Origin of the sequence: Botryobacter ruber (assembly GCF_003347595.2) — a bacterium.
Lineage (GTDB): Bacteria > Bacteroidota > Bacteroidia > Cytophagales > Hymenobacteraceae > Pontibacter > Pontibacter ruber_A.
Genome location: NZ_QCZK02000010.1, coordinates 18,248 through 32,717, shown reverse-complemented (window position 1 = coordinate 32,717; position 14,470 = coordinate 18,248). Strand labels below are relative to the sequence as shown.

The window sequence follows — 14,470 nt, the reverse complement described above, 5'->3', positions numbered from 1 at the left end:
ATGGACTTAAAAAACCTGTTTGAAGATACCCTGAAAGCAAGCCGCAAGCTTGCCTTGCTAAAGCCTGCCACCGTTGATGCCGTTTTAAAGGCTGTGGCGGCAGCGGCCATTGAACAGACAGAATACCTGTTGGCCGAGAACCAGAAAGACCTGGACCGCATGGACCCGCAGGACCCCAAATACGACCGCCTGAAGCTGACCGAAGCCCGCATCCGTGACATCGCCGGCGACATGGAAAACGTAGCTGGCCTGACCTCGCCGTTGGGGGAGGAGCTGCTGCACAAGGAGCTGCCAAACGGGTTGGACGTAACCAAAATAAGGGTGCCACTGGGCGTGGTGGGTGTTATTTACGAAGCCCGTCCGAACGTGACGTTCGACGTGTTTTCGCTGTGCCTCAAAACCGGCAACGCCAGTGTACTGAAAGGTGGGAGCGATGCGGCTTTTTCCAATCAAGCCATTATTTCCGTGATACACGATGTCCTGAAGAAGCATAACATTGATCCGAATGTAGCTGCCTTGCTGCCACCCGACCGTGAAGCGACGGAAGCGTTGCTCAATGCCGTTGGGTATGTGGATGTGCTGATTCCGAGAGGAAGCCAGGGCCTGATCAACTATGTGCGCCAAAATGCGAAAGTGCCTGTAATAGAAACAGGCGCCGGCATCGTGCATACCTATTTCGACGAATCTGCTGACCTGGAAAAAGGCAAAGCCATCGTTAACAACGCCAAAACCCGCCGCGTGAGCGTGTGCAATGCCCTGGATTGCCTGCTCCTGCACGAAGCTCGCCTGACTGACCTGCCTGCCTTGGCAGCACCGTTGGCAGAGGCTGGTGTAGAGATTTTTGCGGATGCACCGGCCTACGAAGCGCTGAAAGGAAACTATCCGGAGGACCTGCTGAAGCCTGCTTTGGAAGAGCATTTCGGAACGGAATTCCTGGCCCTGCGCATGGCTATCAAAACGGTACGTAACCTGGAAGAGGCGCTGGAGCATATCGCCACTTACAGCTCGAAGCACAGCGAAGCCATCGTTTCGGAAAACCCGGAGCACATCGAAACGTTCCTGAATGCAGTAGATGCTGCAGCGGTTTATGCCAATGCCTCAACGGCCTTCACCGACGGAGCCCAGTTTGGCTTAGGCGCTGAAATCGGCATCAGCACGCAAAAGCTGCACGCCCGCGGCCCGATGGGGCTGGAAGAACTGACGAGCTATAAGTGGGTAGTAAGAGGTAGCGGACAGGTAAGGCAATAGTGACTGCCGGTGCAGTACATTTATAATGTGCTGCACCGGTAAATCCGCCTACAGTTCCGAGGGCCGGGGTTTGCGTCCTGCCACGATATACACAAGGCTGCCGCCCGCCGAAATATATTCTCCCTTCAGCAGGCGCTGTTTCAGGCTGATCTTGTTGTAGAGGAGCTTTTGCCAGTAAGCATCGAATTTCTCTTTGGTGCCGCCACCAGCCATAAAGTAGTTGAGGTTGTCCTGGTAGTGGTAGCCCATGGCATCCGATTCAATCCAGTGCAGCATCTGCTCCACGCGCAGCATAGTTTCCTCAGAATCATAAGGCGGGATGATGGAAAGTGCTTTGTCTGATATCCACACTTTTGTATCGCGGAGACCGGCCTTCAGGAACAGGTCCGGAATAACGTCGCCCAGCGAGTTAAAGCCTTCGCCCAGCACTTTTTTGCCTTTCTCAATCCGCAGTTTTATCTCCAGCACTTCCAGCGTGCTCTCCACATCAAAATCAGTCTCGCCGTAGCGGTCGAACATGAGGTTGGGCACCAGGTTGTTGGGCTCCAGCGCCAGAATCCAACCGCCGGGTTTGGTTACGCGTATCATCTCCTCAATCACGCGCTGCGGGTTTTTCACGTGGATCAGCAGCGTCTGGCACAGCGTCAGGTCGGCTGTGGCATCCGGAAGCGGGATGTCGGTGGCGTTGCCAACTTTAAAGATGTAGTTAATCTCGTTGTGCCCGTAAAGAGAGTGCGCCCGCTGCCTTGCCTCCTCTATGTAGCCCGGCTCGTAATCAACTCCATACACGGTGGCGCCATCGGGCATGTATTTGGAGAACTTAAAGCCCATCATGCCTTTGCCGCAACCAATATCCACCAGCGTATGGATGTAGGGAATGTGCAGGCGGTTGGCCAGCAGCTCCAGGTAGTCCTCGTTCCACCAGAAATCGCGGGCGGGGCCTAAATGCTCTTCCGAATGTTTCTTTTCGTTGTCGTCTTCCAATTGATACGTTGCGTTAATGTAAATAAACTCATGCTAAGCAGAAGGTATTCTGTTCCCTTTGAAGGGCATCTTATAGGGGAAACAGAAACTACTTTATAATAGACCTTTTTCGCTGGTGCGAGCTTGTAGCTCATACTGAAATACCACGTAGGTAGTAAATTACTCTTGGTGATATTAGGTACGAGCTACAAGCTCGCACCAGCAGTACTCTTGAGACTTTTCCTACAGTTTTATTTTATGCGTAACATCGGTAAAAAAAGAAGCCCCTGGCATAGCAGAGGCTTCAGAATGTTAAATGCGGTTGTGCGTTATTTCATTTTCTTCCACTCGGCTATCGCCTTTTCATTCATACGCACATAATCGTCGTTGTTTTCTTTTTTAGCCAGTTCTATCGACTTTTCGGCAGTTTTTACGGCTTCTTTATAATTCTTCAGCTGTGCCTGGATTTTGGCCTGGGTGTGCATCCAGTAAAAGCGTGGTTCAGCCTCGTTGGCTTTCTTGATCCACTCCGCTGCCTGCTTCAGGTCTTTGTTGGCGTCCAGGTAATACGAAGCCGCAGCCGCATACATGCCCGGTGTTACGTTTGTGCCGTTGATCACCTTCTCCTGTATCTGCGCCATCACCTTGGCATCAACATCTGTCTGAATGGTGAAAGCAGCAATGGCATTGCCCCACAGTAGCTCCACATCGGCTGCATTGTTTTTAAGGTTGGAGAAGAGAATGGTGAAGGACTCGATTTTGCGCGGGTTCTTCTCTGCTTTTACATTGAAGCGCGCCAGTTCTTCCGACTTGTCATAATCTTTGCCGCCGTCGCCCCAGTACTTGGTGTTTTTGTGGAGGATGATGGTCCATTCGTTTTCGCCCGGGATGGTGTACAGCGCATACTCGCCGGCAGGTATTTTGTTGCCCTGGATGGTTACATCGTCGCTGAATTTGATTTTGGTGGAGGCGTTGGCTCCCGTACGCCAGAGTTTGCCATAAGGCGCCAGGTCGGCGCCCAAGGTACGTCCTTTAAGCGACGGACGCGAATAGGCTACGGAAACATCGGTAAGGCCAACTTTCTGGGTTACAGAAGCAGCAGGACTCGCTGCAGGCGTAGCCAACTGGGCCTGGGCAGCTCCGCCGCCCAGCATCAGGGCTGCCGCTAATACAAAGCCAATAATTTTCTTTTTCATGTAGTTTTCTGTTTTAAAGTAAAGCGTTATTCAGAGGGTAATTTACAAAATTTGTCTGAACCGTTGATTTTTGTGATTTAAATGATTTCTATGATTTTATGTTTGGTTTTTGTCTGAATTAGGATTCGTCAGATTAATGGGATTAACAGGATTTTTTGTCTGAATCAGGATTTACAGAATTTTAGAATTTTCAGGATTCGGTTTGTCTGAATAATCTGTCTGAACAAGATTAAGAAGATTTAAGGAATAACAGGATTGATTAGATTTGCCTGTAATTCGTGCAGGAGACGCGAGCATCGCGTCTCTACAGCCGTATCCTCAACCTTTCTAATTTTCTATTATAGGGTTGAAAGTGTTCAACCCCTACAAAATTTCTACCTCTCTACCTCCCAAACTCTCTAACTCCTAAACTCTCTAACTCCTAAACTCTCAAACTCTCAAACTTCAAAGCCCTCCCCAATAACCAATAACTAACTAAGCTCGAACTGCAGCTTCAGGAGGTTGGCGTAAATGCCGTTGTCGTTCAAAGAAAGTTCTTCGTGCGAACCTTGCTCCACAATCTCGCCGCCGTCTATTACCAGGATCTTGTCGACTTTGCGGATGGTGGCCAGGCGGTGGGCAATCACGATGGTGGTGCGGTTTTGCATCAGCTCGTCCATGGCCTGTTGTACAAGTTGCTCCGATTCGGAGTCCAGGGCGCTGGTGGCTTCGTCGAGCACCAGGATAGCAGGGTTTTTCAGGATGGCGCGGGCAATGGCGATGCGTTGGCGCTGACCACCGGATAGCTTGATGCCGCGTTCGCCCACCAGCGTGTCCAGCCCCTCGGGGAAGGATTGAATAAACTGGTACGCATTGGCTTTTTTAGCTGCTGTGATTATTTCAGCTTCTGTAGCGCCTGTTTTGCCGTAGGCAATGTTTTCGCGGATGCTGCCGCCAAAGAGCAGTACTTCCTGGGGTACAATACCGATATTGCTGCGCAGCGTGGTCAGGTCCATTTGGCGGATATCCTGCCCGTCTACGGTAATGCCGCCGGCACTTACATCGTAAAAGCGCATGAGCAGCTGCACGATCGTCGATTTACCGGCCCCACTCGGGCCTACCAGCGCTACTTTTTCGCCTGGCCTGATGCCGAAGGTCATGTCGCGGAGCACCTGTATGTCGGGGCGGGTAGGGTAGGAGAAGGCAACGCGGTTATAGGTGATCTCGCCCTGCAGCCTGGTGGCATCCGCTGGTGCTGAGAGTCTTTTATCCGTCGGCTCTTCCTGTTCCTGCAGAATTTCCAGGATGCGTTCCGTGGCCCCCAGTGACGACTGCACCTTACCGTACAAATCTCCCAGACCACCTACAGAGGCACCAATAAATACAGTATACAGTACAAACGAAACCAGGTCGCCTTGCGCAATGCTTCCGGAAGCTACCAGCGTAGCGCCATACCAGATCACTAAAATAATACCGCCAAACAGCCCGATGATGATAAAGGAAATGAAAGCGCCGCGGTAGTAGGAGGCAAATAACGCGGTTTTTACAGCTCTGCCCAGGGTGGTCCTGTAGCGGGCAACTTCATATAGTTCGTTCGTAAAGGCCTTTACGGTGTTAATGGCCTGCAGCGTTTCTTCTACAATGATGTTGGTCTGCGCCAGCTCGTCCTGTGTCTTTTTAGACAAGGTCTTGATCTTCTTGCCAAACACAAAGGCCAGCCCCACCAGTACCGGGAAAGTTGCCAGCATAAACAGCGACAGTTCTATGGAGGTCCACATGATAATGGCGATGCCTACCACCAGCGTCATCACCTGCCTGAAAAGCTCAGCTAAGGTGATGGACATCGCATCCTGTACCTGCGCCACATCGGTGGTGATGCGGCTGGTAATCTCGCCTACCCGCCGTTTCTCAAAAAAGGAGATGGGCAGCATCATAAACTTGCTGTAGAGGTCGCGGCGGATGTCGGCGACGGCGTTCTCGCTCACCTGTGCAAAAAAGTAAACCCTGAAAAAGGAGAAGATGCCCTGCAGCACCATAATGCCGAACAAGCCCAGCGAAATCATGTTGATGTTTTCGAACGCCCGGGCACTGTCGCTGGCGGAGGTGTCGAAAAGTTTTCCAACCAGGTACGGGAAACCCATAAACGTGAGGCTGGAAAAGGTTAAGAAAATAAGACCGATGATAAACTTGTACTTGTAAGGAAGTACGTAGCGAAACACCCGGAGCCCACGCTTAAAACTCTCTTTCGTAATACGTTTGCCTTTCTCTCCTTCTGGTCTGTTTGGTCCGAATCCGCGTCTAGCCATTAATAGAATAGATAATAATGAGTGCTTTGTAAAGCTGCATTAGCTTATGGAGCTGCAGCAGCAGCTAAATTGTAACAAACAAGGCTGCTGAATAATGCCACAGGTCCGCAAAATCTTACAAAGTTAACTATTCTGCTGATAATTATCAGGAAATGCCGGCGCAGATTGTTTTGCAGCAGCCAGGAAAAGGGAAAGGAAATCTACTGCAGCTGCCACCATAGCCGCTGCTGCTGTTTATCTGAATTTGGATTCGTCAGATTTCTGGATTAATCAGATTTTTAAACCAACAACCTTGTTATGGTACTGTAGATGCTCCTATAGCTTCTGGTAAACAATTAATGATGAGAACAGAAGTTAACCCAAAGGAATAGGTTCCTGCGCTTAAGCAGATAAATTTTCTGTTATAGGATAATTAAAATACAATCTGATTAATCCAGAAATCTGACGAATCCAAATTCAGACAAGAATTCATCTGCACCTGCCACCACAGCCGCTGCTGCTCCGCCCGATGGCAGCAAACGCTTTACTGCTCTTCCTGGGCCAGTTCGGAGCCGGAAGCAGGCAAAGAGATGGCCATCAGCCCGGTAAAAGTCAGGAAGCCGTTCAGGATGAGCACTTCAAAACCGAACTCGTAGCCATAAAACCACTCGATGGAGTTGTAGCTGATGATGTAGGTCAGGAGGGGAGCCGCCAGGCAGACGGCCGGCACAAACCGGTCGCGGACGGCGCGTTTGGTGTACAGCCCGAACGCGTACAGCCCCAGCAGCGGGCCATAGGTATAACCGGCCACGGTGAACACCGCATTTACCACGCTCTGGTTGTTGAGTATCTGGAACACAATGATCACCAGCACCATTACCACGGAAATACCAAAGTGCACCACATAACGCGTATGGATGCGCTGCTGCTCGGGCATGTCGCGGAAGTTAAGAAAATCGACGCAGAACGAGGTGGTAAGCGCTGTGAGGGCGGAGTCGGCGGAGGCGTAGGTAATGGCAATGATGCCGAGGATAAACACAATACCCAGGAAAGGAGAGAAGTGCTTCAGGGCCAGGAACGGGAACACATCGTCGCCGCGCTCAGGCAGGCCAATGCCCTGCTGGTCGGCATAAATGTAGAGCAGCGCCCCCAGCGACAGGAACAGGATGTTTACCAGCAGCAGGATGAGGCTGAACGAAAACATGTTTTTCTGCGCTTCGCCCAGGTTTTTGCAGGTCAGGTTTTTCTGCATCATATCCTGGTCCAGCCCGATCATCACAATGGCAATAAAAGCGCCGGAGAAGAACTGCTTCAGGAAAAACTTGCTGTCTTTGTAGTCCCAGAAAAACACCTGCGAATATTTGCTCTCCGATACCGTAGTGATCATGTTCTGGAAAGACAGGTTCAGGTCTTCGGAAATGAGCAGGATACTTGTAATGACAGCCACCAGCATGGCCGTGGTCTGGAAGGTGTCGGTCCAGATGATGGTTTTCATGCCGCCCCGGAAGGTGTATACCCAGATAAGCATGATGGTAATGATCACCGAAACGGTAAACGGAATGCCCAGGTCGTCGAACACCGCCAGTTGCAGCACACCTGCCACCAGGAACAGCCGGATGGAGGCGCCCAGCGTGCGGGAAAGCAGGAAAAAAGCAGCCCCGGTTTTATAAGACCAGAAGCCAAAGCGCTGCTCCAGGTAGGTGTAAATCGAAACCAGGTTGAGGCGGTAATACAGCGGCATGAGAATAGTCGCAATCACGAAATAGCCCAGCAGGTTGCCCAGCACCAGCTGCAGGTACGAAAACTGCGCCTTCGCCACCATGCCCGGAATCGAAATAAACGTCACCCCCGACAGCGCTGTACCAATCATCCCAAACGCCACCACGTACCAAGGCGACTGCCGGTTTGCCAGAAAGAACGTATCGGAGTCGGACCTTCGGCTGGTCAGGTAGGAGATGAAGATAAGAACAAGAAAGTAGGCGAATATTAAGCCGATAATCAGGTTTGGAGACATAGGAAAAGGCGCTATGGTAGCTGGCTATATTGGTGGTTAGTTACAAATATAGCAAAATATACATCTGAAGCTTGTTTCTGCCTAATGCAGTTGCTAGACCAGTTGCCGGACCAGCAGCGGCTCCCCGATGGCAGGCAGTTGCAGTCCCTGCAGCATCCCTGCCTCTGCAATCTGCTGGATCAGCTGCACGGGCTCGCCCATTGGCTCGTCCGATAGGTCGTAGGTGCCGTAGTGCATCGGGATGAAGGTGCCGCCACGCAGCATATTGTAGGCCTTTACGGCTTCGTGTGGGTTCAGGTGGCTCAGTTTCATCAGGAAAGGCGGTTTGTAGGCGCCAATCGGCATGATGCAGACATCCATGGGGCCGAACAGCTCCTGTATTTCTTCGAAGTGGGAATTGAGGCCAGTGTCGCCGGCAAAGTAGAGCAGCAGGTTATTGGTTTTGATCACAAAGCTTCCCCAGAGTACCTTGTTCATATCGAAGGCGCCGCGGCGGTACCAGTGCGAGGCAGGTAAAAAATAAACTTCCACACCAGCAGGAGTCAGGTCATATTGCTGGTACCAGCCTGCTTCCTGGTAAGGCAACTGGCGTTCGAAACTGCGCAGCAACTCGCCGGCACCCAAAGGCGCCAGCGCTTTCACCCCCGGATTTTGCCCGTAAACCGTACGAATAGACTTTTTATCGAGGTGGTCGCGGTGGCCGTGGGAGAGCAGCAGGAAGTCGATACCCCTGAGTTGCTCGGGCGGACAAGGCAGTTCTGCCTGGCGCTTGAGCAGGGGCAGGTCGTAAAAAACCGGATCCGTGAGGAAGGTGGTGCCGTTGAGGCGGATGAGGAAGCTGGCATGCCCGAGCCACACCACCATGTCCTCGTCCGTCTGCACAAAGCTGCAGCCTTTCATTACCGGTGGCGCATATATGTCTGCCTTCTTTTCTGCCCGTTGCGGGTTGGGCGTGAGCTGCCACTTCAGCACTTTGCCAAAGCCTGGTACGTACAGTTCTTCCCCGTTCGCAAATTGCCCGTTTATGACTTTGTTTCCCCGGTAACCTGGTTTAATGGTATGTAATTTCTCGTTTCGGATGTGTCTGATCTGCATGCGCTGCTGCAAAATTGTTTGTAATGTTAACGAAAGTTTCCTGCAAAGAGGTACACGCGTAGCGGGTGATTTATTCGCAGGAGTTCCAAATGAAAAACGCTCCCCGGTTTGAGCCGGAAAGCGTTTCTGTGTCTAAAGTTCTTAGCTACATTTAATAACCGAAGGGCGAATTGCCATATCCCGGGCCATACGGATTGTAAAACGGCGAAGCCCCGTCTGTATAACGTACGCCACCTGTTACCGATAAATGTTCCGTAATTTTGTAGGTAGCCCTGAAATCAGCGCCCTGGCGGCCCGGATTCATGAAGCCGTTGTACCGGTTATACATGGGGTTCTGGCCCGGCGCCTGCGATAAATCTTTCCAGACGCGGCCACTCAGGATCAGGCGGTCGCTTAGGAGGTATTCGCCGCCTGCGCTTACAATGTAGTGGCTGCTGGCACCGGTGCGGCGCATAATGGTTCCGCCTTCCGGCGTGGTGGTTTTGTAGCTTTGCGGCATCACGGCCATGTAGCTGAAGCTGGCAAAGCCCCTGAAACGGTTGGTAACCTGGTAACGCACCGAAGGCTCCAGGTAAGAAGCACTGCCCATGTTGCTGATGCTGGTGCCGGCGTTTAAGCCATAGCTCAGGCGCGGACCTGCAAAAGAAGGTTTGGCCGCAGGTTTCATGACTTCCGGTGCCGGAACAGTTGCTTCGGCAGGTGGTGTAGGCACGGAATCCAGGCTTTCTTTGCCAGCGGTTTGTGCCATCGCCTGTCCTGCAAACAACAGGCAGCCTGCCAGTATAGTTGAAAATAGTTTTTTCACGATCGTCGTTGTTACTTCTGCCTAAGTTACGCTTTATAACCTGAAAACCCAAACAAAGGGTTCATTTCAAAAAACGAATGCTTGTTGCTTTTGTTGTTGTTTCTGCAAAACCGGAGGAGCAGCGGGTGTGGTGGCAGCTGCAGCAGAGCTTTCAGGGCGGTAATGCTGGAAGTCTGCTCTATAGCACCGCCTTCCGGATCGCTTTTCCCCAGAACTGTCCAAGTTTAACGGCGCCTTCTTTGTTGGGGTGGAGGTAAAAGATGCCCTGTTTCCCTTTTTCGTGCTGGAATAAGCTCTGGTGGTGCTTTCTGAAAAAGCCGGAGGCTTTTTTGTCTCCCAGGAATACACGGTCGGGATGTGAAGTGCGGTAGCTGGCTACCAGTGCTTCCAGTTCAGGGTAGTAGCTTTGCAGCCGGTTCAGGCCTTCCTGCAGGTATTTGGCGCCACTGTTCTGGGTGTTGGGGCTGTACCACAAGGGCCGGTGAAACACCAGCACGGAGTTGGGATAGTCTGTTAAGAGCTGATCTGCAAGGGCTTTCAGGTTGGTGCGGTATTCTGCCGGCGTAACCGGTGCGCCTTTTGGGCCTTCTATGGCGCTGTCGTTGGTGCCGAGCATGATGGAAAAAACCAGCGTTGCCTGCGAATCGGCGCTGAAAGCATCGGCAGCCTTGGTTACATTCCGGAAGGCGGTGTTAGTGGCGGGCAGAAAGTTAACCGTGGTATAGCCCCCTACGCCCTGGTTCGAGTACTTTACCTCTCCAATCTTCCTGTGGTGCTGCAGGTAAGCCACAGCATGAACGGGTGCAGCCTCCGTTTCACGGTTGGCAAGCCCGGAGCCACGGGTAATGCTGTTCCCGATAAACACGATGTTCAGGTCTTTCTGCTGCTGGGCAAACAGCTGCTCACCGGAGAGCAGGCAAAGCTGCAGGACCAGTAGCAGGAAGTAAGGGTGGTATTTGTGGTGTTTCATTTTGGACCGTTGATGGTAGGATGAAATGATGGGTGTGATTTTATATCTGTCTGAACACGATTAAATGATTTTAGGACTAACAGGATTATTTGTCTGAACCACTGATTCTTTTGATTTAAATGATTATTGTGATTTTTTGTCAGAATCAGGATTTACAGAATTTTAGAATTTTCAGGATTAGGTTTGTCTGTGGTTCGTGAAAGGATTGAAGATTTTCAACCCCAACAAAATTCCTACCTCTTTATCTTTCTACCTCCTAAACTCTCAAACTCCCAAACTCTCTAACTCCCAAACTTTCTAACTAACAAGGAGCTGTCGCCGTAGCTCAGGAAGCGGTAATCGTTGGTCAGGGCGTGCTGGTATACTTGTTTCCAGTCGTCGCCGATCAGGGCGGCTACCAGGAGCAGCAGCGTACTTTCCGGTTGGTGGAAGTTGGTAACCAGGCCGTCGCAGACTTTAAAGTCGTAGCCGGGGGCAATGATGATCTGGGTGCTGGCGTGGAGGTAGTCGGTCTGCTGCCGGTCCAGGTAGTGCAGGATGGCTTCGAGTGCTGCACGGGGCGCAGGCGGACTGGCAGTTTCGTAGGGCAGCCACTGGTTTACCTGCAGTGCATCCGGCGCCAGGTCAGGCTGTTGCAGGAGCATCACCCCGAGCCAGTACAGGCTTTCCAGGCTGCGCATGGAGGTGGTGCCAACCGGTATCACCGGGTTGCCCAGGTGCTGCAGCAGCTGTTCTACTACCTTCCTTGAAATCATGATCTGCTCGGCGTGCATTTCGTGGGCTTCCATGGTGTCGGCTTTTACGGGTTTGAAGGTGCCGGCGCCCACGTGCAGCGTCAGGTAGGCCACCTCTATCTGCTGTGCCTGCAGCTGTTCCATTACCCTGTCGGTAAAATGCAGACCGGCAGTTGGCGCGGCTACTGCGCCCTGGTGGTGGGCATAAATGGTCTGGTAGCGGATACTGTCGTCGGGGGTGAGGTCGCGGTTGAGGTAGGGCGGGAGGGGCAGACGGCCGCAACGGTCCAGCACTTCGGCAAAGGTCAGGTCTGCAGGAGTCCAGGAAAAGCGGATCAGGAAATGGCCTTCCTGCTGTGCCTCCCGTTCGGCCGTGAGGGTGCCGCCTTTAAATTGCAATTGTAAGGTGCCGCTCTTCCAGCGTTTGTTGTTGCCCACCAGGCACTTCCAGGTACAGCTGCCGGTCTGTTGCATGGCCAGTTGCACCTCGCGGTGCGGCTGCACGGGCTCCAGGCAAAAAATCTCGACGATGCCACCCGTTTCTTTCCGGAACAGCAAGCGCGCCTGCACTACTTTCGTGTTGTTGAAAACCAGCAGCGACTTTGGTGGCAGCAGCTGAGGCAAATCGGTAAACCTGTGATGGGAGATGCTGCTGTGGTTGTAGTACAGCAGTTTCGACTGGTCACGCTCCGCCAGCGGGAATTTGGCAATTCGGTCTTCCGGCAGCTCATACACAAAGTCTTTAATGGCCAGGTTTTTCGGGTTAAGGGTCATGCGGCAGTAGTAAAGTGCAGTGCAAAGGTACGCACTTTATCGCTATTACCCTGAAAGCTCCTGCGCCCGGATTGTTGCGGGAGGTGCAGGTAAACAGGCACCGGTAAAGCTACATAAGCTCCGCACCTGCTTCCTCTTCCATGTCGTTCAGCTCCAGTTTCAGGGCTTTTACCGATATCTGGATCTCGCGCAGCGCCAGGCCCAGCGACACCATCAGGAGGAACAGGCTGAAACCGAACACATACTTCCCGACCGTGTTGTAGCCGGCAAACAGCACAAACATGCACAGCACACAGCCAAACAAACTGGCAATGCCAATGGCCTGCATGTTCCGGATAAGCAGCAGCCTGACACGCAGGTTTTTGATCTGGCCAAGTACAAGCTCGCTGTGGGTGGTGGTGTAGCGGTTCTTGAGGTCGCGGATGAGGCTGGCCGTTGCCATAAAGCGGTTGGTATACGCCAGCAACAGGAGCGACAGGGCAGGGAAGAGCAGTCCGGGTGTAGTCAGGGTTAGTTCCATAAGGCTGGCGGCTTTTTAGGTGATACTTTTGAGGAAATCTTCATCCAGCTGGTCGTTGTCCTCGTCGTCGTCATGGTTGTGCTGGAAGTCTGTTTCGTGCAGCAGCTCCAGCCCTTCGAACATCAACTCGTCGAGCTCTTCTTTGGAGGCGGCATCGAGGGTGCGTTCAAAGTAAGCCAGGATCTGCTCCCGCTGTTCATTCACAAATATCTCGTGGTACAGGTTATCGAAGAGGTTTATTTTTTTCTGGATAATCCTGTCGATTTCTTTTGTGCTTCGGGCCGTCAGGGCCTCCTGCAGCAGCGCCAGCACTTCTTTGGCGCCCTCGTTGTCGGCCAGGCGGGAATAGGCCTTGATAAACGCAATCGCCACCCCCAGGCGCACCCGTTCAAACCGAAAATTCAATTCCTCCTGTGGCATGCCGCGTTGCCTGCCGGAAGCTTTGTAGGCTTGCTCAAACTGCTGGTAGGCCGCCGCTGCGCCGGATTCAAACAAGTGTTGTTTTTCAGGGGCATACGCAGTAGTCAGCAGCATTTCAAAGGTTCGGGCACTCATAATAGCAGGGGTGTTAGATGAAAATTCAGTTCCTTATCCGGCTAATATATCAAAAAATTATTAGTTGAAAACGTATTTGGGCCAAAGAGACAAAATTAATTTGGAACCGTCGGTAGCAGCAGCACGGGCTTGCAGGCAAAGTAATTAAACAGAGCAGCCGCTTTCCTGTTTTTCCTTCCAATTTAAGGAGCAGAGGCTGTGGTGACTGCTGCAGCAGAACCAAAAAATCATAAAAAAGGCGGCAGGTTCGCAATTTTGCCAGTTCCTGAAGTTCTGTTTCCCGTAGTTGCTATGGAACAGACCATTCAGCCACTATGAAAGAGAACTGCAGCGAAGAAACAATTAATTTCTGCGCCACCCGGTGGAGCACCCTGGCCAGTGGCTACACCTCAGAAAATGAGCTGCCTGACACACTATGGAAAGAGCTGGAAAAGGCCTACTGCAGTTCCGGCCGCTATTACCATACCCTCCACCACATCCGCTACATGCTTGGCAAACTGGAGGAATACCGGGCGCAGGTAAAGGATGTACCTACCCTGCAATTTTCCATTTTTTACCACGATTTTGTGTACAGCCCCAGCCGCAGCGATAACGAAGAAAGAAGTGCCGGCAAGGCAGCGGAGCGTTTGCAAACACTTGGTGTGCCTGCTCCAACTATTGAAAAATGCATCAGCCAGATTTTAGCTACCAAAGCGCATACAGCCTCGCCGGATGCGGATACCAATTTGTTAACAGACATCGACCTGGCCATACTGGGAGAGCCCTGGCCGCTGTACCAGGCGTACACGCAGCAGGTTAGAAAAGAATATGCGCTTTACCCGGACTTTATCTACAAGCGGGGCCGCAGAAGCGTGCTGGAGCATTTCCTGCGCATGAACCGGATTTATAAAACAGTGGTGTTTTACAACCGGTACGAAGAACAGGCCCGCGCGAATTTAACACAGGAACTACGGCAACTCTAGCCCGACCGGCTGCTGGTGACGGAGTCTACGGTAAGTGCCTTTTTGTACATTTTGTACATTGCCTGGCTGTGTCTTCAAATTTCTTTCGCTTACAGGCTCAAATAACCCCACAAATAATGCATCGCCTTCACCGCTTAAAATGAGGTTGCTTTTTCAAGGTCAACTTTATAGCAAAATTGTACTACTGTTTTGGCTGAGATTGCTGCTGAATAGGCTGTTACTTCGGAATCAAGAGGCTTATCGGGAGGAAAACCTTCAAATTTTACCCAGAAGTGGGTATAGACTGATACTGTATTTGATCAATATATTTGTAGTTGCTAATTTTTGTAACAGCGTCTTTGTTTCGATTTATGATTATTTTAATAAATCT

Annotated in this window: 12 protein-coding genes; 2 read left to right on the top strand and 10 right to left on the bottom strand. The window is 51.7% G+C overall.

Features of this window, described 5'->3' with window-relative positions; all coding sequences use genetic code 11:
* On the top strand, positions 1-1,248 hold the full coding sequence (locus tag DCW36_RS01655) for a glutamate-5-semialdehyde dehydrogenase (protein WP_114781765.1): 1,248 nt from the start codon (positions 1-3) through the stop codon (positions 1,246-1,248).
* Between the two features lie 48 nt (positions 1,249-1,296).
* Here DCW36_RS01655 and DCW36_RS01650 read toward each other — a convergent pair whose 3' ends face one another.
* From DCW36_RS01650 to DCW36_RS01605, 10 genes are all read right to left on the bottom strand, one after another.
* Positions 1,297-2,232, bottom strand: coding sequence for a class I SAM-dependent methyltransferase (locus DCW36_RS01650; RefSeq protein WP_114781764.1), 936 nt, complete (start codon positions 2,230-2,232; stop codon positions 1,297-1,299).
* Between the two features lie 308 nt (positions 2,233-2,540).
* Complete coding sequence (locus DCW36_RS01645) at positions 2,541-3,407, bottom strand: DUF2911 domain-containing protein (protein ID WP_114781763.1); 867 nt, start codon at positions 3,405-3,407, stop codon at positions 2,541-2,543.
* A gap of 470 nt (positions 3,408-3,877) precedes the next feature.
* The gene (locus DCW36_RS01640; RefSeq protein ID WP_114781762.1) at positions 3,878-5,692 is read right to left on the bottom strand and encodes an ABC transporter ATP-binding protein; all 1,815 of its coding nucleotides are present in this window, start codon (positions 5,690-5,692) and stop codon (positions 3,878-3,880) included.
* Between the two features lie 523 nt (positions 5,693-6,215).
* Positions 6,216-7,685, bottom strand: a complete 1,470-nt coding sequence (locus DCW36_RS01635) for a sodium:solute symporter (protein ID WP_114781761.1) — start codon at positions 7,683-7,685, stop codon at positions 6,216-6,218.
* A gap of 93 nt (positions 7,686-7,778) precedes the next feature.
* A complete protein-coding gene (locus DCW36_RS01630) occupies positions 7,779-8,780 on the bottom strand; it encodes an MBL fold metallo-hydrolase (protein ID WP_114781760.1) in 1,002 nt (333 codons plus the stop codon).
* Between the two features lie 151 nt (positions 8,781-8,931).
* A complete protein-coding gene (locus tag DCW36_RS01625) occupies positions 8,932-9,585 on the bottom strand; it encodes a hypothetical protein (RefSeq protein WP_240676004.1) in 654 nt (217 codons plus the stop codon).
* A gap of 178 nt (positions 9,586-9,763) precedes the next feature.
* Complete coding sequence (locus tag DCW36_RS01620) at positions 9,764-10,555, bottom strand: GDSL-type esterase/lipase family protein (protein ID WP_114781758.1); 792 nt, start codon at positions 10,553-10,555, stop codon at positions 9,764-9,766.
* Positions 10,556-10,836: 281 nt separating this feature from the next.
* Complete coding sequence (locus DCW36_RS01615; RefSeq protein ID WP_114781757.1) at positions 10,837-12,063, bottom strand: S-adenosylmethionine:tRNA ribosyltransferase-isomerase; 1,227 nt, start codon at positions 12,061-12,063, stop codon at positions 10,837-10,839.
* Between the two features lie 109 nt (positions 12,064-12,172).
* Positions 12,173-12,583, bottom strand: a complete 411-nt coding sequence (locus tag DCW36_RS01610; RefSeq protein WP_114781756.1) for a DUF2721 domain-containing protein — start codon at positions 12,581-12,583, stop codon at positions 12,173-12,175.
* A gap of 15 nt (positions 12,584-12,598) precedes the next feature.
* Positions 12,599-13,138 (bottom strand): hypothetical protein, encoded by a 540-nt coding sequence (locus DCW36_RS01605; protein ID WP_114781755.1) that lies wholly within the window; start codon positions 13,136-13,138, stop codon positions 12,599-12,601.
* 314 nt (positions 13,139-13,452) lie between these two features.
* On the opposite strand from DCW36_RS01605, the gene DCW36_RS01600 reads away from it, so the two are divergent.
* Complete coding sequence (locus tag DCW36_RS01600; RefSeq protein WP_114781754.1) at positions 13,453-14,100, top strand: HD domain-containing protein; 648 nt, start codon at positions 13,453-13,455, stop codon at positions 14,098-14,100.
* Positions 14,101-14,470: the final 370 nt, after the last annotated feature.

Bases quoted from the DNA above. Each gene is read 5' to 3' on its own strand.
- DCW36_RS01655 (WP_114781765.1), top strand. From the start codon at position 1: ATGGACTTAAAAAACCTGTTTGAAGATACCCTGAAAGCAAGCCGCAAG.
- DCW36_RS01645 (WP_114781763.1), bottom strand. From the start codon at position 3,407: ATGAAAAAGAAAATTATTGGCTTTGTATTAGCGGCAGCCCTGATGCTG.
- DCW36_RS01640 (WP_114781762.1), bottom strand. From the start codon at position 5,692: ATGGCTAGACGCGGATTCGGACCAAACAGACCAGAAGGAGAGAAAGGC.
- DCW36_RS01635 (WP_114781761.1), bottom strand. From the start codon at position 7,685: ATGTCTCCAAACCTGATTATCGGCTTAATATTCGCCTACTTTCTTGTT.
- DCW36_RS01630 (WP_114781760.1), bottom strand. From the start codon at position 8,780: ATGCAGATCAGACACATCCGAAACGAGAAATTACATACCATTAAACCA.
- DCW36_RS01620 (WP_114781758.1), bottom strand. From the start codon at position 10,555: ATGAAACACCACAAATACCACCCTTACTTCCTGCTACTGGTCCTGCAG.
- DCW36_RS01615 (WP_114781757.1), bottom strand. From the start codon at position 12,063: ATGACCCTTAACCCGAAAAACCTGGCCATTAAAGACTTTGTGTATGAG.
- DCW36_RS01610 (WP_114781756.1), bottom strand. From the start codon at position 12,583: ATGGAACTAACCCTGACTACACCCGGACTGCTCTTCCCTGCCCTGTCG.
- DCW36_RS01605 (WP_114781755.1), bottom strand. From the start codon at position 13,138: ATGAGTGCCCGAACCTTTGAAATGCTGCTGACTACTGCGTATGCCCCT.
- DCW36_RS01600 (WP_114781754.1), top strand. From the start codon at position 13,453: ATGAAAGAGAACTGCAGCGAAGAAACAATTAATTTCTGCGCCACCCGG.